Below are 19,804 nucleotides of genomic sequence, written 5' to 3'. Positions count from 1 at the left end.
TTAGGAGTGGGTTAAACTCTACCCGAATTTATACTTTAACATATTAATTAAATAGAACCATGAGAGTAGTAGCAGATATACCAAATCCACACGTTAAAATCACCTTGCACTCCTATAACGGCAAGTATATTCTAAAGCTGGAGAAAGCTAACTTGGAGCAGATATACAAGATAGAAGAAACAGAAGTAGATGGTGACGAGGGCGTAAAGGCTTTGATAGATGAGGAGTTCGTCGAAGCTGTGGTAAACCGTTTCCAGGACATGCGCGATGCGTTTGTAAGCACTGTTAGGAGGAACGAGTAAAATCACCTATATTAGTGTAAGCCTATTTAAAATATAATCTTAGGCTAACCTCCATGAAAAAATATGTATTGACTAATCCCTTATTCCCATCCTACTTACTGTATGGTGGGCTCTTGCTTGTTTTTCTCAGAACGCCATTAGCGGCTAACGGTATAGTTGATCAGGAAAGTTTTTTGAGTGGTGTTTTACTGAGTGCAGGTAGTCTTTTTGTTGTAGCTGGTTTTATACTTCGCTTTTACCATGCAAAGCGGAACGGGCAAGAGAAGTCCTTTTTATTTAGTATTGGAATTGGTGTTGCCATACTTATCCTTTTAATGGCTACTGGTGTTATTCATACACCAGGCTTTCTTCAGGGGCTGTTTTAATTCTTTTATATCTGAAAGTATAAACTCATAATATGGAAATCCGGATTGGTAGAGTTTTAATATCAAAGAAAGCATTGCAGTTAATAGCCTATACAGCTTTTATTCAGGGTATTGTATTGGGTGGATACTATGCAGCTACAGATGGTTTTAAAAGTATAGCAACGCTTCCAATATTATATATGGCTGTAGTTTCCACTGTCCTTGTGCTTTACAAGCCACTCAAAAGAGAAATTCATATCATTAAGTAGTATACTTTTCTTTAGCTCATAAAAAAAGCCCCTGATCTCTCAGGGGCTTTTCCTTTATACTTTCAGCTTATACTTAAGCGATAGCTACACGCTTGAATGCGTTAACTGTCATGCCTTTGCTAGTTTTATCAAGCAATTGCGCGATAGTCAAAGAAGAGTCTTTTACGAACTCCTGGTTCAATAGCGTATTTTCTTTGTAGAACTTGTTTAGCTTGCCCATTGCAATTTTCTCAAGCATAGCCTCTGGCTTGCCTTCTGCACGAGCCTGATCTTTACCGATCTCGATCTCACGCTCAACAGTTGCAGCGTCAACACCGTCTTTATCGAGAGCAACAGGGTTCATGGCAGCAATCTGCATTGCTACGTCTTTACCTACTTCAGTTGCATCCGTACCGTTCGTGTTTACAAGACCTACTAATACACCTAATTTACCAGTAGAGTGCGTGTAAGCAACAACTTGGTCAGCGTTTACAGTCTCGTAAGAAACTACGTCAATTTTCTCACCTATCTTACCCATCAGGTCAGTGATGTGGTCCTGAAGTGAACGGCCATCTTCCTGGTTTGCGGCAAGAAGTTCTTCTTTAGTAGCAGCGTTAGTAGATACAGCAGTATCCATAACTCTTTGCGCTAAGCTTTTGAAGTCAGCAACTTTAGAAACAGGCTCAGTTTCGCAAGCAAGTGCAACTACTTTACCATTGTTGCCTTCTGCATTTACCTGAGTAAGAACGATACCTTCAGAAGTAACATTGTCAGCACGCTTGCTGGCAATTTTCTGACCTGCCTTGCGCAGAATATCTTTAGCAGCTTCAAAATCGCCGTTAGCTTCTGTAAGCGCTTTCTTGCAGTCCATCATACCTGCTCCAGTTTCCTGGCGCAATCTGTTAACGTCTTGTGCTGTAATAGCCATTTTTTTATAATTAAGAATTATGAATTAATAATTAAGAATTCTGTTTTGGCGGGAAGGAGTTAGCTAAAGTCTTTTGTCAAAATGTCTTTTGTCTTACCCTGTTCCCCTAAAACAAACTGAACATTGAAGCAGCAAAGCCCAATGTTCAGTTCGTTGTTATTGCAATATGAACAATTGACTATTGCTCGTCTGCTTCTTGCTTAGCCTTGATGCCTTCTTCTTCAGAACGCTTACGCTCAGTTTCTTCTTTGTCAACCTTACGCTCAGACAGACCTTCCTCGATAGCCTTACCGATCAGAGAAACGATAAGAGATACAGACTTAGATGCGTCGTCGTTTGCAGGGATTGGGAAGTCTACCAGCTCTGGGTTAGAGTTCGTATCGCAAACTGCGAATACAGGTAGATTTAATTTCTGAGCTTCTTTAACTGCAATGTGCTCACGCTTCACGTCAACGATGAAAAGAGCTGCAGGAAGTCTTGAAAGATCAGCGATACCGCCAAGAACACGCTCCAGTTTCTCACGCTCACGAGAAAGCATTAGTCTTTCACGCTTTGCGATAGCTGCATAAGCAGTGTTGTCTTTCACCATCTTATCGATAGTAGACATTTTCTTAAGAGACTTACGCACAGTAGCGAAGTTAGTAAGCATACCGCCTAACCAACGATCGGTAACGTAAGGCATTTTAAGACGACGAGCCTCTTCCGCTACGATCTCCTGCGCCTGCTTCTTAGTAGCAACGAAAAGGATTTTACGGCCAGACTTCGCGATGTTCTTGATAGCGGCAGAAGCCTCATCAAGCGCAACTAATGTCTTATTTAAGTCGATGATATGGATACCGTTCTTCTCCATGAAGATGTACGGAGCCATTTTCGGATCCCACTTGCGGGTAAGGTGGCCAAAGTGAACACCTGCCTCAAGTAATTCTTTATAATTAGTACTTGCCATGTTTTTGATACACCTAAAATATTAACGTTTACTGAACTGGAATGAACGACGTGCTTTACGCTTACCGAACTTCTTACGCTCCACCATACGTGGGTCACGAGTGATGAATCCTTCTTTACGAAGTGCTGATTTAGACTCGGCGTTCTCAACTACCAGTGCTTTAGATATAGCAAGTCTTAGTGCCTCAGCCTGGCCGCTTACACCACCACCTTTTAGATTAGCAGTAACATCGTACTTGCCAATTAGATCTAAGGTTTGAAACGGCTGATTTACTATAGTTTGCAGTACTTCGTTAGGGAAGTACGCCTTGATATCTTTACCGTTAATAGTGATATTCCCTTGCCCGGCCGTCATGTAGATACGAGCCACCGAGGTTTTTCTTCTACCAGATGTATTGATAACTTCCATTAAAATTATAAGTTGAAGGTTAATTCTTTAGGCTGCTGAGCTGCAAATGGATGCTCGCTTCCTGCAAAAACATGAAGATTTCTGAATAGCTCGCGACCTAGTGGGCCTCTTGGCAACATGCCACGAACTGCGCGCTCTACGAGCAGCGTTGATGATTTAGCCTTTAGCTCACGTGGAGAAGTTTTTCTCTGACCGCCTGGGTAACCAGTGTGCGACAGGTAGTACTTCTGATCCCACTTACGGCCTGTGAAACGCAGGTTATCAGAATTGATAACGATTACGTTGTCGCCGCAGTCAGCATTAGGAGTGTACGAAGGCTTATGCTTGCCTTTCAGGATCTTGGCGATTTCAGACGCCACGCGACCCAAGCTTCCTTGACCTGCATCAACAATCACCCAGCCTTTGTTGGCTGTCTTCTTGTTGACAGTAAGGGTCTTATAACTTAAATGATCCATTTTTAGTGGTTGTAAGCGATTTATTTATTATTAACTATTTTTCTTTCGGTTCTTGAAAAATGGTCACAAAGATAGAAAGACTTTATTTGATATGCAATACATATGATAGAAATATCCTGTGTAACAGGGAAGTAGCTAGGGCAACATATAGTGCAGGCTAAAAGGTACAGCCCCTAAGGTATGGTTATACTTTAGGGGCTGTTTCAGAAGTTGTTTTGTTAGTTCTTCTTTATCATAACAGGTGGAGGCGGTGGCAACATGTCTGGCATTTCTCCATACTTGCTTTTGGCAGCAGCCATACTTTTCTCGTCGTTCAGCTCATAGGTTTCAGTTCCTCCCGCTTTTAAGAAGAATACAATTTGCTCACCCTTCTGTTCATGCATCGTCCAGCCAACCTTGCTAACTGTAGGATTTCTTTTTAAGAAGTTCGTGTATTGAACGGGTAAATTGTTTCTGTCATTGTAGTATTCAATCTCTTCAGGTATAAAAATCTTGGCGCTTTTTTGTGACTCTATTTTATCAGATTTTGCTTTAAATTCAGCTTCAGCAACAACTTCTGCCGGAGGTGGCGATGAAGGTAGTTTTCCATACTTTTTCTCTGCGTTAGCACGACTTGCTTTGTTATTCAGGTCATATATTTCTTCAGTAGACTCCAGTCTCACTCTTATTTCATGGCTAGATACCCACTCAAGCTTTCTTACCTGAGGGTTACGAGCATAAAACGCTTTATACTCATCAATTACTTGCGGTCTTTTTTCTTGAGCAGCACCTGGTATGCGGGCCATTACTTTTTTATACAGTTCATTATTAGGCAGGTATAAACCATACTTAGTATAGGCTTCTGCTATGTCTTGCTCATTGTCCAACTGGTAGTTATCAGCTTCTCCTTCGATAGGGGTTATAGTTATGGTATTGGGCGCATTCCAGCAAGCTGTCGTAAAAGTGGGTGCATTTTTTATATAAATGTCAGGGCCTATTTTAGTGTAATCACTAATCTCAATAGCTTCTCCTGCGTGTGGCTTTGCAATCCCGTTAAAGGCTAACAACAGAACTACAGCAACTGGAATTACCGCCAGAAATTTTAGCAGATGTGCTTTGGTGCTTGGCATTTTGTTCATCATGGCTATTCTTGTTTTAAGTGGTGAGAAATTAAATTGGTTAGCTATTTGCGGCTCTGAGATGCCGGTCACTTTCAGGAGGAGGTATTGGTAATCTTTGCGGTCTACGCCGGCGGCTACCACATTCTTATCAGCAATAAACTCCAGGTTCTCTTTTACAGCTCGCTTCATTAACCAGCCGCCGGGGTTAAACCAGTAAAATATGGTGCTGATCTCTGAAAGAAGTACATCTAAAGTATGCCAGCCCTTTACATGCACCTGCTCGTGGTTAAGTATGGCATCAAGTTCGTGCTGCTTGTGCTGCTCCGGGTTCAGGTAGATAGCCTGCCAGAACGAGAAGGCATGGTTTATACTTTTAACCTGCCTGTAGCCTATGCCCTTATGCGTAGCGGGCACCGACAAAGTATGGATTTTATAAAGCGAGATAAATTGTAAAAGCAACCTGACTGCTACTGCTGCTGCGCCCAGCCAGAACAGGAGTACAGGTATCAGCCAGTAATTGAGTTTAGGTGCCTCGGGCAGGGCAGGCGCTACTGTAAAGGCAGGAATTGCGGTTACGTACGTGTTCACCACCGCCAGTTCCTGGTGCTTATCGAACAGGTTTTGCAGATCAATAAGAGGGTAGAATATAGAAAACACAATACCAAACAGCAGGAATGCCCGGTTCAGGTGGTAAAAGGTTAGTCGTCGCAGCACAAAATGGTACGTCAGGTAAAACAGTACCAGGGCGGCGTTTGCTTTCAGGAGGTATAGGAGTAGGGCAGGCATGTTACTTGGTCTTTTTGTTTTCTATCATGTCTATAATCTCTTTTAGCTCTTCAGCGCTTATCTGTTTTTCCTTGGCAAAAAAGGCTACCAGCTCTTTGTAAGAGTTTTTAAAGTAATCTCCTACAAAGCCTTTCATGAACTTATTCTTGTAGTCCTCTTCCTTTAACAAGGGCAGATAACGGTACGAGTTGCCCATCTTCTCACTCTGCACAAAGTTCTTTTTCTCTAAGTTCTTCACCGTAGAGGCTAGCGTAGTATAAGGTGGCTTGGGTTCGGGCAGTTTCTCCAGGAAATCCTTTATAAAGCCGCCGCCGGTTTCCCAAATTACCTGCATGGCTTCTTCTTCTTGCTGCGTTAGTTTTTCCATACTTTTACGATGTTTTCGTATAATTACGAAATGTTCGTAATAAAAGCTACGAAAATTTCGTAATTATTTTTATTTATCTTGAATCTGAGTTATTAAGAAGGTTTTAAAATATACTTTAGCTTATGTATAGATGGCAGCTAATGCTTAAAAAGCTTAATCGCTAGGATTTCTTGTTAATATTTCGGAATATAATTGTGCCTATACATTAAAACTATGCTAAAAAAACTATTTATCTCCTTTTCGCTGGCGCAACAGAACATCCGCAGCAGGCTGTTTCATACTTTGCTTTCCATACTTGGTATCGTGATCGGGGTAGGAGCCTTGGTTACAGTACTTTCGCTGATAGATGGGATGGAGAAGTTTGCGCAGGAGCAAATCACCAAGACTACAGACCTGAAGGCCGTTATTGTTACCACTAACACACACAAGAGAGTAAACGAAGTAATGCTGCGCAAAAGCGACTATGGCTATCTTAACTACGAAAGATTTAAGCAACTGGAAGCTTCGTCGCCAAAGCCGGCGAGAGGCTTTATACAGGCAAAGCATAACAGCGAGGTACAGGTAGAGGGAAAGCAACAGCGGATGGGAGCCTTTTTAATGGCGACCAATACTTATTACCCCACCGATACCGAAATTAAGTATGGCCATTTCTTTAGTGATGATGATGTGCAACAGCAGAAGCCGGTTGCTATAATAAACCACAGTTTTGCTGTTAACAGTTTTGGTAAAGACTCTGCAGAGTACCTGTTAGGTAAAACAGTGGTATTAGATAGTCTGGAGTTAAAAATTGTGGGTGTTTTGCCGGAAGATGGTGACAAAGCAGCACGCCTGTTTTATCCGTTTACATTGCTAACAGAAGAGCAATTAAAAGCTGATCCTCCTGTAGGGGTACTGGAGGCAGAAGATATAATGGATGTGGCTATTATAAAAAGTTACTCAGAGGCTTGGTTGAAGGCAAAGTTCCCGGCAGATACGACAGATTTTAGGGTGATAACCAACGAGGGCAGGGTAGAGCAGGCAGCCAAAGGCTTTATCCTGTTCAGGATAGTGATGGGGTTGATAGTAGGTATATCGGTAATAGTGGGCGGCATCGGTGTTATGAACGTGCTACTCATATCGGTAGCAGAGCGTACCGTAGAGATTGGTGTGCGAAAAGCAATGGGAGCCAAAAAGCGTGATATCCTGATGCAGTTCCTGGCCGAATCTATTACAGTATCTCTGTTCGGAAGTATACTTGGTTTACTTCTTGGCATACTAGCAACACTCGGCATTGTACCCATCATCAATGCATTTGCTGATGTTGAGTTTGCTGCTGCCTATACATTGAATACATTCATTGTTATTGCCATCATAGCTGTTATCATTGGCATTATCTTCGGCACATACCCAGCCACGCGCGCAGCAAAACTAGACCCAGTAGAGGCTATCAGAAGGGAATAATGAGGCAAGATGTAAGGTTTATACTTTGCAAAGTATAACGTAAATATTTGTGGTTAAAGGTTATATATCTTTCCTGGCTTAAACTCGTCTACAAAAACAGCCAATCAATAAACTATGAAAGCCATACTTGTAAAACAGCCCGGAGGTCCGGAACAGCTTATACTTGGAGAATATGAAAAGCCTTTGCCAGGCCCTTACGACCTACTGGTAAAAGTTCACGCCACCGCGCTTAACCGAGCCGATACCTTACAAAGGCAGGGTAAATATCCACCGCCTAAAGGAGCTAGCCCCATACTTGGGTTAGAAATAGCCGGAGAAGTAGCAGAGGCAGGTATTAACTGCACACGCTTTAAAAAGGGCGACAAAGTGTTTGGTTTACTTCCCGGTGGTGGCTACGCCGAGTATGCTATCATAGATGAGAACATGGCCATGCCCGTGCCTGATAACCTAAGCATGGAAGAGGCCGCTGCCATACCAGAGGTTTTTATGACTGCTTACCAAGCGCTTTTCTGGCTGGGCAAGCTGCAACCCGGTGAGCGTGCTTTAATACACGCTGGGGCTAGTGGCGTAGGTACGGCAGCCATACAGTTGGCGCGTGCACAGAAGGCTGAGGTGTTAGTTACTGCCTCCGAATGGAAGCTGCATGCCTGCAAAGAACTTGGTGCGCACAAAACCATAAACTATCAAGACCCCGAAGTGCCTTTTGACGACGAAGTACTAGCTTATACTAACAGCGAAGGAGTGGACGTAATCGTGGATTTTATAGCCGGACCATACTTTAAGCAGAACATAGAGTGCCTTAGAACAGACGGACGATTAGTTATACTTGCCAGCTTAGGTGGCGGCAAAGTAGAGGATTTCGATCTGCGTAAAATTCTGGTAAAACGACTGCAGGTAATCGGCTCCACGCTCCGCTCCAGAACAAAAGAGTACCAGATCAAACTAACGCAGGATATGAGTAATTTCGCTATGCCACTGTTTAAAAGCGGTGCCATTAAACCTGTTGTAGATTCTGTATACGACTGGCAGGATGTAGCCGAGGCGCATCGTTACATGGAAAGCAACAAGAACATCGGCAAAATTGTACTGCGGGTGAGTTAGGAATTAACAAAGGACTGTCAGGCAAAGTGTAAAAGATAAAGCCTTATCCATGCTGTAGCTAAACTTGCGGCATGACATACATTGTAAATGCAAAAGGACAAAAGAAGCACATTTGCCTCCTTTGTCCTTCATCAAATAGTCTTATGTCAGTTTAAGCTAGTGTGAGCGCAGTTGCTTAACCAGCACAGCAAAATCCTTAGGGTATGGGGCTTCTACTTTTACAGGCTCACCGTTTAGCAGCGTAAAACCGATGTTAAACGAGTGTAGCGCAAAGCGTTTAATCAGTGGCTGCTCTTCGGTGTCTTTTTTCAGGTTAAACTTGCGCTTCAGGCTGCTCAGGTATAAGTGCTCACCGCCGTAAAGCTCGTCACTCACGATTGGTGCTCCTAAAGATGCCAGATGCACTCGTATCTGGTGCAAACGGCCCGTAACAGGCACACACTCAATCAGGCTGTGGCGGGCATAATTCTCTACAGTAGTAAAGTATGTTTCTGCGGATTTGCCTTGCGGTGTTAATTTAGCCACACCTTTAGCACCTGCAAGTATGGATTTGTTCACCAATTCATCCTCAAAATGATGTACGCCCCATACTACAGCATGGTATACTTTGTATACTTCGCGGTGCTCAAACTGCATGGCCAGGTGTCGGTAAGCCTCAGCATTTTTCGCAAAAACCAAACAACCCGATGTATCCTTATCCAGGCGGTGGCAGGCCTGTAGGTCTGGATTGTATTGGCGGGCTATCTTAAGAAGATTCGTGGTATTAGGCGTTCTATCTTCCAACGTAGCTAAAAAAGGCGGCTTATTTACCACCACGTAGTCTTCGTTCTCGAATATGATCAGTTCCTTAAAAACCGGGTATTTCATGTGTTGCTATACTTTGTAACGTGCGCTTTATACTTTACTCTGTGCGCAGGTGCAAAGATACTGATTATAATTGTTGATTGTTGTATGGGAATATGATCAACGTAGAGTGCAATACCATGAATCGCTTTTCTTGTGCATATGATGAAGACCTCGCAGCGTCCGGAGGTCCTGTGAGCATCTATAAAGGAAAAACTGTAGCTAGGTATAAACAGTCGTGTGCTCGCGGGGTGTAAAGACACTGCAAGGACTTTGTAGTTTATACTTTACTTGGAGACTACTTTATAAAACTATATGCTTCATCATCGCTTAACACTTTCACCAAGAAGGCATACCGTTTCATAGTCAGAAGAAAAGTCTTGCGTCTCTACATCACAATGCAGCCTTCTAAAGGCAACCAAGAATCAACTAAGCAGCCTTTGCTTTTTGTAGCTTAAACCGAAGTGTGGTGCCTTTGCCCACCTCGCTTTTAACAGCTATAAAAGAACGGTGCGCTTCTACAATATGCTTACAGATAGCCAAACCTAGTCCGGTGCTGCTCGTGTCGCGGGCACGGCTTTTATCAATCCTGTAGAAACGCTCAAATATGCGATTAATGTGTTCCTGAGCAATGCCAGTGCCGTCGTCTTTAACAGTAACTGTATACTTTTTGCGGCCTTCATCAAACATTACCCAAATATTGCCACCTTTGCGGCCATACTTTATGGCATTATCGATGAGATTGATAAATACCTGGCGCATGCGGTTCGGGTCTGCAAAGAGCATTACCTTTTCTTCTGAACTGGTTTCTAAATGCAAGGTGATATTTTGTTGATCTGCTTTTTGCTCCATCTGCTCAAAGACCTCGTGCACCAGCTGCACTGCATCAAAATTACGCTTTGCCATTTTAACAACACCCTTCTCAAACTGCGAAATACTGATGAGGTCCTGTACCAGCGCATCTAATCCATCCAGACTTTTGGCTGCTTTCTGCAGAAAACGCTCTCGCACATTTGGGTCGTCCATAGCGCCATCCAGTAACGTATGTATAAAGCCCTGGGCCGCGAAAATAGGTGTTTTTAGTTCATGCGATACATCAGCCAGAAACTCCCTACGCATCGCCTGCAGGTTTCTCAATTCGTCAATTTCTTGCTGCTTGCGTTCCGCAATCTGATATATCTCATCTTTTACTCTGGAGAGAGGGTCTGAAGTAAAAATGGACCGGCTCTCAATCTTTTTGAAATCCTGCCTCTTAACTTTCTCTAAGCTATTATGTATATTTTTTATCTCACGCAGTACCAGTGCCTCATAAGAGAAGTATACCAGCAAAAAACAACTGATAAATACAATTACTAAAGCTACTTTAAATCCTTCCGATGAAAAGTAACTGGCTAAAGCAAGAAAGGCGGTAAGCACTAAAGCCACCGCCAATGAGAGTAAAATTGTAAGCGAACGGGAGTTTAAATTCATGTATCAGTCGGTGTTGAACTTATAGCCCACGCCTTTTATAGTTTTGATATGGTTTTCGCCGATCTTTTCACGGACTTTGCGAATATGTACATCTACGGTGCGGGCAATTACATACACATCATTTCCCCAGATGTTATTAAGCAGTTCTTCGCGGCTGAAAACCTTATTAGGAGTTGCGGCTAAAAAAGACAGTAGTTCGAATTCTTTTTTAGGTAAGGTAATTTTTTCGTCGCCCTTATACACGGCAAAGCTGTTACGATCTATGCGCAGGCCGTCTATTTCTATTACCTTTTCCTGCTCTTCCTGCTGCGAGTCGCGGCGGGCGTAGGCAGCCAGGCGGCTCAGGAGTGCACGCGGTTTTATCGGTTTTGTAATAAAATCGTCGGCGCCAGCCTCAAAAGCAGCTACTTCAGAGAACTCTTCGGCACGCGCAGTTAAAAAGATGATGTGTGTGTGCCGGAAATCTCCCATTTCGCGCAGCTGGCGACAGGCAGCTATTCCATCTAGCACAGGCATCATCACGTCCATCAAAATCACATCAGGTTTTACAGACTGAGCCACATCTATAGCTTTTTTGCCATTCTCAGCCACAGAAACCTCATAACCCTCTCGGGTCAGGTTATACTGCAGTAGCTCCACAATATCAGGATCGTCGTCTACTACTAAAACTTTATAGCTCGCTGCTGTTTGCACGTGTTTAGTGATTTATGTTCGGAAAAGGTTCTGCACCTGCCCTGGCGGCAGGTAGTTTTATACTTTCAAGCCAATGTAACTAACTATTATATCAGCTGCTAGATTTTATTAACTAAACAAATATACTATTCCTGATGCAATTAAAATTCTGATAGTAAAATCTTAATACTTTCTTAACATTACGTTTAAGGCACAAGCTTCTCAGAGTGCATAAAAAAAGCCAGCAGGCGCTGGCTTTTTGTTAATTCTTTGCAAGAACGAGTTGATGTTTCAGGTTCTTGTATTCATATAAGTTTACTTTAACTGAGCCTACAAACATCTCAGCCTGTATTAGCACCGGTATCTTGTTCTGGTCGTCGGATAGGTACACCGCAATTGAGTTGCCATCTTTAAACTTCTCGTTCTTGGGCATCCTTGGCATCAGCTTTATTGCTCTGATATCTCCGGCTTTTGTGCTCACTACTTCTTTCCCACGGTATGTTACCTCCATGTTAAAGTTTTCTTCATCAAAGAAGCCTTGTATGTTAAACTTCTCACCAACACGCATCTTGTCATAGTTTAACGTGCGCATGTAGTAAAAGCCACTCACAATATCCTGCACGTTGTCCGGTACTTTAAAGTTTTTGTGCTCCTTATCTTTGTTGCGTTTCTTTTTCTCTACAAAAGCCGTGTTGTGGTGGTGGTTAAAGTCCACTGTTTCGCGTTTGCGGTAATTGCCTTCCTCTATATTTCTAAAGGAGCGTTGTGGTACAAGGGCAGCCGTATCTATATATGATTGCCAGGTATCCCTTATTTTGATAAAAAGATCAAAAGAGCTGTTAGTCTTGCCTGTAACAGTTGCTCGGTAGCAAGACCTGCCGTTTATTACATGCAGGTTAGGCGATACTTCAATAACTGCATCTGCAGCTGTTATAGGGCCATAATGTACTTTATACTTTAATACTTCACCCGACGAGAAGCTCTCGTTAGGTATGGTGCGCATCCTGTCTTTGGTTACAAAACCAAAGGTGATAGCCATTACTAAAAGTATAACCGGGAATAACTTCTTCATAATCAACATTAGCTTAAACTGAGTTGTATAAGCTGCTTTACACAAGATTTATACCAACTGCTGTTTAATCACTAAGTTAAACAGTTCTTAGGAGCAAATCAATTCATTATCAGGTTAAAAAAAAATAAAGGAGCTACATAACGCAGCTCCTTATATTTACTTATAGTTTGGGAAAAGTGTTCACTCGCTTGCAGCAGCTGCATCGTCAAGGGCAGCGGCTACTTTCTCAGGCTCACCTTTTACAATAGCTCTGATCTTGCCTTCGATTTCTTCCTGTAATTCAGGGTTATCTAAAAGTATCTGCTTAACGCCATCGCGGCCCTGACCTAACTTGTCTCCATTGTAAGAGAACCAAGAGCCAGACTTCTGCACGATACCAAGCTCAACACCCAGGTCAAGGATTTCACCTACTTTAGAGATACCTTCGCCATACATAATGTCGAACTCAACCACTTTAAACGGAGGCGCTACTTTGTTCTTCACAACCTTAACGCGTGTACGGTTACCCGTAATGTTATCAGCAGACTCTTTAATCTGGCCAATACGACGGATATCTAAACGCACGGAAGCGTAGAATTTAAGGGCGTTACCACCAGTGGTTGTCTCCGGGTTACCGAACATTACACCGATCTTCTCACGAAGCTGGTTGATGAAAATACACGTACAGCCAGTTTTGTTGATCGTACCTGTCAGCTTACGAAGTGCCTGAGACATCAAACGTGCCTGCAGACCCATTTTGCTGTCACCCATGTCGCCTTCCAGTTCACCTTTTGGTACCAAGGCAGCAACAGAGTCAATTACAATAATATCGATAGCGCCAGAACGGATCAGGTGATCCGCGATCTCAAGAGCTTGCTCACCGTTATCTGGCTGAGAGATTAATAAGTTTTCAGTATCTATGCCAAGTTTCTGGGCGTATACTTTGTCAAATGCGTGCTCTGCATCAATAAAAGCTGCCAGGCCGCCTTTTTTCTGGGCCTCGGCGATGCAATGCATGGTAAGTGTGGTTTTACCTGAAGATTCCGGTCCGTAGATCTCTACGACACGGCCACGTGGTAAACCGCCAATACCCAAAGCAATATCCAGCCCAAGCGAGCCAGTAGAGATAGCCGGAATATCTTCTACTTTATTGTCGCTCAACTTCATTACGGTTCCTTTACCGTATGTTTTGTCGAGCTTATCCATAGTTAGCTGCAGGGCCTTAAGTTTTTCGTTGCTTACGCTCATGTGTGTTTAATTAAATTGCTTTATATTGAAGGTGAAATTACTACTTTCGACAGCTACTTGCAAGAAAGCCAATAATTATTTTACTAATTTTTTTAGCTGTTTGCTGCAGTCTGATTATAACATCAGTTGCTGTCTTTTTGTCCCATTTATACAGACTTTTTATGCGCTTTTTTAAGCTTGTTTTTGCTATTACGTGCTTGTTTAGTAGTGGTTTGTGTTATGGGCAATTAAACAACCAAGCATTAACTCAAACCATGCCCGTTGTTCCTGAAAATGCTAATGAAATTAGATTTGGACTCCACGCTTTTGGCTTCTCCAAGAACAACGAATACTTCAATAAAATTGCAGATGGTTATACTTTATTTGGTTATCATCTTAATCCAAAACTAATATACCAGCCTGCCCCTAATGTTCGCATAGACGCTGGTATTTTTCTCTGGAAAGACTTTGGCAGCTCCGGCTACGAAGAAATCGCACCTACTTTTACAATCAAATTTTTGAAAGAAAATTGGAGCCTTACATTTGGCACTTTAGAAGGCAACTTGGCGCATGGTTACATAGAGCCTCTATATGATTTTGAGCGGGTAATGCTAAACAGGCTGGAGAACGGACTACAGTATAAAATGCAGTCGCAACGCCTTAAAGTTGATGCTTGGCTTAATTGGGCTAATATGTTATACCGTGGCGAAGACGACCAGGAGCAGGTTGATGGCGGTGCAGTTATGGCGTTTACTTTATTAGAGCAGGAGGGGAAGAGTAATTTGGCTGATAGTATAAAACTAACGCTGCCTGTTCAATTCACGGCACAGCACAAAGGTGGGCAGATTGATGCTTCTGATTTACCGTTGCTAACTGTTGCAAATGTTGCTGTAGGTATAGAATTGGAAAAAAAGTATAGCGGCAAAGTGCTGCACCGGCTTTATACAAAGAACTACGTGCTTGGCTACAAAGACTTTTCTAATGAGTTTAGGCTGCCTTATAAGCAGGGGCATGGTTACTATTTTAACGTAGGTGCCGATACAAAATACCAGGATGTAATGTTAAGCTACTGGAAAGGCGATGGTTACATTACTGAGTTAGGAGGTAAGCTCTACCAATCGGCCTCTACCACTTTTAAAAACCCTGACTATCTGCAGGAGGAGTGGGAGGTGCTGATACTGCGCCTGATGAAAGACTTTGAAATTGTAGATGACCTGTACCTAACGCTAAGGCTGGAGCCATTTATTAATTTTGATGATCCAAAACTGGAGTTCTCTAACTCTATTTATTTAACCTTCGACACTGACTTCTTCGTTGCCAAACCGCGGCGCTGATAATTTAAATACACTATATTGCCCAAGCAAACTTAAGCCATAGCGGTAGAGTTTGTTTTCTCTTCGTGTTGCGTTTGTTTATAGTCTTCGCGGGTCATGCCATAGTAGCTAAGGTCCAACAACTCTTCAGAGTCTACTCCACGGTAATCACTTCGGATAACTCCCTCTTTTATAAATCCGAAATCTTCTACAAGCTCACCGTAACAGGAGTTAGAAGCGGTGCAGCGCAGATATACTTTATTTAAATGTAAGGTCTCAAAAGCAAATTTTAAAATAGCCTGCAGTGCCTCTACAGCTAAGTCTTTGGTTTCAGGCCAACTGGTAAAGTATAAGCCTAACTCTGCTTTGGGTACACGCCGATCTAGGTTCTTTAATGCAATGTCTCCAATGTATTCGTTAGAAGGCTTCGTCCATACTCCAAAGTCGAAAACTTTGCGGTTATCCCACTCGGTGCGTAATTGCTTTACCTGTATTCTGGCATCGTCCAGTGCACGAACGCGCGCCAGCCTTCCGCCAAATGCCGGGGTAAGTGTAGTAGTGTTCTCCATGAGCAGGCGCATGAAATCGTTTTCATCTCCTTCTTGGTAAGGGCGTAAAATAAGGTGTGCCGTTTCGATTCTTTCATCAAAAGATTCGGGCAGTGTTTCGTGTAAAATATTCATGGCAGCTGGGAAAAAATCTGATATCAATGATAAGGTGCTGTGCTAACTTCTACGCTAACTAAAGAAAAATGTATGCTTCTGTGGGTTAATATCATCCTGAATAACTGTAGCCAAAAGATTATCGTTAGATGAAGCAGTTTATATCTTATAATAATACTATGATCACAGGAAACAGACTTAAAGACAAAGTAGCCATTGTAACTGGTGGTGGCTCAGGTATTGGCGAGGCTATTTGTAAGAAATTCGCACAAGAAGGTGCAAGCGTAATAGTGGCAGGCTTTCCTGAAGACCCGGTTGCAGAAGTAGTAAAGGAAATACTGACTAACGGTGGCAAAGCACTTGCTTTTACCGGAGACTTATCAGTGATGGACAATGCAAAGGCATGCGTACAACTGGCAGTGAAGGAATTTGGTCAGTTAAATATTCTCATCAATAATGCAGGTGTTTTTCCGGAAGTAAACATGTTACAGGATTATTCAGAAGAGGCCTTTGACTATATGCTGAAGAATAACCTTCGTTCTGCTTTTGTAATGAGCAAGGCCGCTTTGCCCGAGCTGCACAAAACAAAAGGCAATATTGTATCGGCTGGCTCAGAGGCAGGCAAAATAGGTATAGCACAGAATGCGCCTTACGGTGGCACCAAAGGCTTTATGCACGCCTTTATGAAGGGATTGGCTGTAGAGCAGGCGCAGTTCGGTGTGCGCTGTAACCTCGTTGGCCCTGGCCCGATAGATACAGCATGGACCCACGCCAGCACTGGCCCTATGGATAGTAAAATGGTGAAGACTATGAAAGAAGCAACACCTATGGGCCGTCGTGGCACACCAGAAGAAGTTGCCAATGTATATTTGTTCCTGGCATCAGATGAGGCCTCTTATGTTACAGGGGCTTTATATATGGTAGATGGCGGCATTACCGTAGCTAAAGGCGGTGTGGGCGGCCAGGCAGACTCAAGTATGAAAGACCAGCCGGAGGGAGAGCTGAAGCTGGAGCATTCTAAGGATGGTCATACAGAAGTAAGGAAGTAGTTGTGGATGTGCTATAACATTTTCAATGTCTTAGACTTTAAAGTCTCTGGTATACTGGTAAGCCTTTTATGCAGTAGTCGGCGAGTCCAGAGATTAATGCAAGAACGAAAAATCCCCTGCCATACTTCTATGGCAGGGGATTTTTGTTATGCTAATGTATACTTTACACTTACTGATTTAAAAACGGGTAGCTGAAGTGCTTAGGGCTATGCAGTTGCTGCTGCGCCATCATTACTTCCAAAGTATGAGCTGTTTCTTTAAAATACTCCAGGCGACGGTAAAGCATTTCTTTTTGCAGTACAGTACCGGTAGCTGTTTTCATGTAAGCTCTTTTCTCTTCCAGTACACGGTGCATCACATCGTTTACCTTTTCTTCGTTCTGGGCATACCACTGCTGGAAGTCAAACAGGCGTGCAGCACCCGGAGTTGTGGACTGAAAATCGAGCCCGTGCAGTCGAAGTACATCAGCCAGCAGGTCGATCTCTAATGGAATAGAAGTATTGTAAGGCATAGAGCGTACTTCCAGTTTGCTGTTAAGCGCTCCGGCTATTGTTGCCAGATTATCCTTAAAGCGAAAGTATAAAGCAGCCGCTTCCATATGTGTCTTGGTAAAGTTGATAAATTGAACGGATGCAAAATTACACCAATAAGGTTTAATTGCTAAATTGTTTACTGGTTAAATTGTTAAAAGTATAAAATAGCTTTTACAACAATCAGTATTTAACAGCTAGCACTTAGAGCAACTCACGTATAATTTGCTCCACTGTAATACCCTCGGCCTCGGCTTTAAAATTGCGTACAATGCGGTGGCGAAGTATAGGCAGAGCAACGGCCTGCACGTCTTCTATATCAGGGCTATACTTTCCGTTTAAGATGGCATTGCACTTGGCGCCTACAATCAGGTGCTGAGAGGCTCTTGGGCCTGCTCCCCATTCCAGGTACTGATTTGCCTGCTGCGAGGCCATAGGCTGGCCGGGGCGGGTTTTATGTACTAATTGCACTGCGTACTCCACCACATTATCCACTACAGGCACACGCCGAACCAGTTGCTGGAAAGCAATTATCTCATCGGCATGTAAAATCTTATTTAGGTGGGTGATAACAGCACCGGTTGTGTTTTTAACGATCTGCAACTCCGACTCATAACTTGGATAACCCAGCGTTATGTTAAACATAAAGCGGTCTAACTGTGCCTCGGGTAGGGGATAGGTACCTTCCTGCTCAATCGGGTTTTGGGTAGCCAGTACAAAGAAAGGACGAGGTAAATCATACTTTCTGCCGGCAACTGTAACGGCATGTTCCTGCATAGCTTCTAGCAGTGCTGCCTGTGTTTTTGGCGGTGTACGGTTTATCTCATCGGCCAACACGATATTGGCAAATACAGGGCCGGTTACAAATTTAAAGTTGCGGTCTTTGTCCAGAGTTTCAGCACCTACAATGTCGGAGGGCATGAGGTCAGGGGTAAATTGCACCCTGCTGAAGGACATATCCAGGGAGTTGGCAATAGTCTGGATCAGGAGTGTTTTGGCAAGCCCCGGAACACCAACCAGGAGGCAGTGCCCCTGACAAAAAACAGCTGTGAGTACTAATCTTACTACTTCTTCCTGGCCTACAATAACCTTCGATATCTCGGCGGTAAGGGTGCGGTAAGCATCGTGTAGTGCATCGGCTGCTTCTTTGTCAGAGGAGAACTGCATCATAGTTTTATTGGGTTAGCTCTAGTACCTTACATTCCTGGTACTCCGGATCAATTTCAATGAATACGGTATCAATGTTTCTTCGGAACCAATCATCAACGGCTTTTCCTTTCTTTTCGTTTAGAGCAGCTGTAGCTATTTTCTGATAATCGTCCTGTAGGTTTGCCAGGTGCGGTTTTGACTTTGATTTAAGAGAAATAATTCGAACAGCTTCCTGGCCATCCTCCGTACGGAAAGGAATTGGTTTAGATATATTGCCTACCTGCATCGTGTCAATTACAAAGAAAATAGCAGGGTCTACCTGATCCATCGGGATATACATGCTGCCTGTTGCACGGCTTGTAATAGAGCCTCCGTTGTCTTTCGTTTGCTTATCATCCGAAAAATCCTTGGCTGCCTTGGCAAATGTAATACTGTCGCTCAAAATAAGAGTACGGATGCTGTCCAGTTCAGCTGCTGCCGTTGCTACATCTACCGTAGCTGTTTCTGGTTTAATCAGGATATGACGTGTGTTGAACTCCTGGCCTTTACGCTCTATCAGCTGGATCAGGTGGAAACCAAACTGAGATTCGATCACATTAGACATACCGCCTGGCTCCAGGCGCAGAGCAGCTGCTTCATACTCTGGTACAAGTTCTTTTCTTTTAAAGAAGCCTAGCTCACCACCATTTGCTGCCGATCCCGGATCTTGTGAATGCTGTTTGGCTAGGGTGGCAAAATCTTCGCCTGCTAAAATGCGCTTGCGTAGCTCTTCAAGTTTCTGGCGAGCTTCTAATTTTTGCTTCTTGCTTACCTGCGCATACTTTACAATCTGGGCTAGCTCTACTTCGCTTGAGAAGTATGGCAAACTATCAGTAGGGATAGCATTAAAATAGCGTTTGATTTCTTTTGGCGTCACCTTGATCTTGCCCGAAATTTCCTGCTGCATTTTCTCGGCGATCATCTGCTCTTTCACTGTCTTACGAAGCTCGTCCTTCAGCTGCTTTATACTTTTATTGTAATACTGCTCCAGGCGCTCCACACCACCTACCTGTGCGGTAAGGTAATCAATGCGTCGGTTAAGTTGGTCTGTTACCATACCCTCGTCTACTACTACAGAGTCTATCTCAGCGCGGGCAAGCAAGAGCTTATCCTGCACCATAGAGCGAAGTATGTCGCACTTCAGGCTTTCATTTGGCTGCTGCTTAGTTTGGGCAAGGTACTGCAGATAGCTAAACTCCAGATCAGAACGAAGTATGATGTGGTTGTCTATTTTAGCAATAATGCCATCTACCTTACGCTGCACAGGGGCCTGCGCCACAACATTTAGTGAGGAGATAATAAAGCAAATCGCTACAAATGCCAGTCTGCCAAAATTGATTGTCTTTCTCAAGGTTGTAATACTTATAATAATCA

General features: G+C 43.3%; 22 protein-coding genes. 7 read left to right on the top strand and 15 right to left on the bottom strand.

The features are described from left to right. The first annotated feature begins 59 nt into the window (after positions 1 to 59). From WG943_RS02690 to WG943_RS02680, 3 genes are read left to right on the top strand one after another with little or no spacing between them, the layout of a single operon-like run. On the top strand, positions 60 to 302 hold the full coding sequence (locus WG943_RS02690) for a hypothetical protein (RefSeq protein ID WP_340406631.1): 243 nt from the start codon (positions 60 to 62) through the stop codon (positions 300 to 302). Between the two features lie 53 nt (positions 303 to 355). Beyond that, a complete protein-coding gene (locus tag WG943_RS02685) occupies positions 356 to 667 on the top strand; it encodes a hypothetical protein (protein ID WP_340406630.1) in 312 nt (103 codons plus the stop codon). A gap of 32 nt (positions 668 to 699) precedes the next feature. Next, the gene (locus WG943_RS02680; RefSeq protein ID WP_340406629.1) at positions 700 to 915 is read left to right on the top strand and encodes a hypothetical protein; all 216 of its coding nucleotides are present in this window, start codon (positions 700 to 702) and stop codon (positions 913 to 915) included. 73 nt (positions 916 to 988) lie between these two features. Here WG943_RS02680 and tsf read toward each other — a convergent pair whose 3' ends face one another. From tsf to WG943_RS02650, 6 genes are all read right to left on the bottom strand, one after another. Then, on the bottom strand, positions 989 to 1,822 hold the full coding sequence (tsf, locus tag WG943_RS02675; RefSeq protein ID WP_340406628.1) for a translation elongation factor Ts: 834 nt from the start codon (positions 1,820 to 1,822) through the stop codon (positions 989 to 991). Between the two features lie 178 nt (positions 1,823 to 2,000). Further along, positions 2,001 to 2,768, bottom strand: a complete 768-nt coding sequence (gene rpsB, locus WG943_RS02670; protein ID WP_340406627.1) for a 30S ribosomal protein S2 — start codon at positions 2,766 to 2,768, stop codon at positions 2,001 to 2,003. Positions 2,769 to 2,789: 21 nt separating this feature from the next. Then, a complete protein-coding gene (gene rpsI / locus WG943_RS02665) occupies positions 2,790 to 3,176 on the bottom strand; it encodes a 30S ribosomal protein S9 (protein ID WP_340406626.1) in 387 nt (128 codons plus the stop codon). Positions 3,177 to 3,181: 5 nt separating this feature from the next. Then, the gene (rplM, locus tag WG943_RS02660; RefSeq protein ID WP_340406625.1) at positions 3,182 to 3,631 is read right to left on the bottom strand and encodes a 50S ribosomal protein L13; all 450 of its coding nucleotides are present in this window, start codon (positions 3,629 to 3,631) and stop codon (positions 3,182 to 3,184) included. A gap of 218 nt (positions 3,632 to 3,849) precedes the next feature. Further along, positions 3,850 to 5,517 carry a M56 family metallopeptidase gene (locus WG943_RS02655; RefSeq protein ID WP_340406624.1) on the bottom strand — a complete coding sequence of 556 codons (1,668 nt, stop codon included), beginning with the start codon at positions 5,515 to 5,517 and terminating at the stop codon, positions 3,850 to 3,852. Between the two features lies 1 nt (position 5,518). Then, a complete protein-coding gene (locus WG943_RS02650; protein ID WP_340406623.1) occupies positions 5,519 to 5,884 on the bottom strand; it encodes a BlaI/MecI/CopY family transcriptional regulator in 366 nt (121 codons plus the stop codon). Positions 5,885 to 6,097: 213 nt separating this feature from the next. Here WG943_RS02650 and WG943_RS02645 point away from each other — a divergent pair, with 213 nt between their 5' ends. Then, complete coding sequence (locus WG943_RS02645; protein WP_340406622.1) at positions 6,098 to 7,324, top strand: ABC transporter permease; 1,227 nt, start codon at positions 6,098 to 6,100, stop codon at positions 7,322 to 7,324. 114 nt (positions 7,325 to 7,438) lie between these two features. Beyond that, the gene (locus WG943_RS02640) at positions 7,439 to 8,425 is read left to right on the top strand and encodes an NAD(P)H-quinone oxidoreductase (protein ID WP_340406621.1); all 987 of its coding nucleotides are present in this window, start codon (positions 7,439 to 7,441) and stop codon (positions 8,423 to 8,425) included. 156 nt (positions 8,426 to 8,581) lie between these two features. Here the strand turns inward: WG943_RS02640 and WG943_RS02635 are convergent, their stop codons facing one another. The 5 genes from WG943_RS02635 to recA all read right to left on the bottom strand — a co-directional run bounded on the left by WG943_RS02635 (position 8,582) and on the right by recA (position 13,709). After that, on the bottom strand, positions 8,582 to 9,292 hold the full coding sequence (locus tag WG943_RS02635; RefSeq protein ID WP_340406620.1) for an RluA family pseudouridine synthase: 711 nt from the start codon (positions 9,290 to 9,292) through the stop codon (positions 8,582 to 8,584). 405 nt (positions 9,293 to 9,697) lie between these two features. Beyond that, positions 9,698 to 10,738, bottom strand: coding sequence for a sensor histidine kinase (locus WG943_RS02630; RefSeq protein ID WP_340406619.1), 1,041 nt, complete (start codon positions 10,736 to 10,738; stop codon positions 9,698 to 9,700). A 3-nt stretch (positions 10,739 to 10,741) separates the two neighbouring features. After that, positions 10,742 to 11,431: a response regulator transcription factor gene (locus tag WG943_RS02625; protein ID WP_340406618.1), complete on the bottom strand. Its 690-nt coding sequence runs from the start codon at positions 11,429 to 11,431 to the stop codon at positions 10,742 to 10,744. 241 nt (positions 11,432 to 11,672) lie between these two features. Further along, positions 11,673 to 12,482, bottom strand: coding sequence for a DUF3108 domain-containing protein (locus WG943_RS02620; RefSeq protein WP_340406617.1), 810 nt, complete (start codon positions 12,480 to 12,482; stop codon positions 11,673 to 11,675). A 180-nt stretch (positions 12,483 to 12,662) separates the two neighbouring features. Next, positions 12,663 to 13,709 carry a recombinase RecA gene (gene recA, locus WG943_RS02615; RefSeq protein ID WP_219875553.1) on the bottom strand — a complete coding sequence of 349 codons (1,047 nt, stop codon included), beginning with the start codon at positions 13,707 to 13,709 and terminating at the stop codon, positions 12,663 to 12,665. Positions 13,710 to 13,963: 254 nt separating this feature from the next. Here recA and WG943_RS02610 point away from each other — a divergent pair, with 254 nt between their 5' ends. After that, entirely contained in the window at positions 13,964 to 15,022 is a 1,059-nt protein-coding gene (locus WG943_RS02610; protein WP_340406616.1) for a hypothetical protein, read from the top strand. A 32-nt stretch (positions 15,023 to 15,054) separates the two neighbouring features. On the opposite strand, the gene WG943_RS02605 is transcribed toward WG943_RS02610, so the two are convergent. Then, entirely contained in the window at positions 15,055 to 15,684 is a 630-nt protein-coding gene (locus tag WG943_RS02605; RefSeq protein ID WP_340406615.1) for a GNAT family N-acetyltransferase, read from the bottom strand. 158 nt (positions 15,685 to 15,842) lie between these two features. Between WG943_RS02605 and WG943_RS02600 the strand changes: the two genes are divergently transcribed. After that, a complete protein-coding gene (locus tag WG943_RS02600; protein ID WP_340406614.1) occupies positions 15,843 to 16,712 on the top strand; it encodes an SDR family NAD(P)-dependent oxidoreductase in 870 nt (289 codons plus the stop codon). Between the two features lie 169 nt (positions 16,713 to 16,881). Here the strand turns inward: WG943_RS02600 and WG943_RS02595 are convergent, their stop codons facing one another. From WG943_RS02595 to WG943_RS02585, 3 genes are all read right to left on the bottom strand, one after another. Next, positions 16,882 to 17,310, bottom strand: a complete 429-nt coding sequence (locus tag WG943_RS02595; RefSeq protein WP_340406613.1) for a hypothetical protein — start codon at positions 17,308 to 17,310, stop codon at positions 16,882 to 16,884. A 136-nt stretch (positions 17,311 to 17,446) separates the two neighbouring features. Beyond that, the gene (locus WG943_RS02590; RefSeq protein WP_340407125.1) at positions 17,447 to 18,409 is read right to left on the bottom strand and encodes an AAA family ATPase; all 963 of its coding nucleotides are present in this window, start codon (positions 18,407 to 18,409) and stop codon (positions 17,447 to 17,449) included. 7 nt (positions 18,410 to 18,416) lie between these two features. After that, on the bottom strand, positions 18,417 to 19,781 hold the full coding sequence (locus WG943_RS02585) for a peptidylprolyl isomerase (RefSeq protein ID WP_340406612.1): 1,365 nt from the start codon (positions 19,779 to 19,781) through the stop codon (positions 18,417 to 18,419). Positions 19,782 to 19,804 lie beyond the last annotated feature (23 nt).

Origin of the sequence: Pontibacter sp. H249, from assembly GCF_037892465.1 — a bacterium.
Classification (GTDB): domain Bacteria; phylum Bacteroidota; class Bacteroidia; order Cytophagales; family Hymenobacteraceae; genus Pontibacter.
The sequence above is the reverse complement of the archived record's forward strand: the minus strand, read 5'-3'. Positions and strand labels throughout refer to the sequence as shown.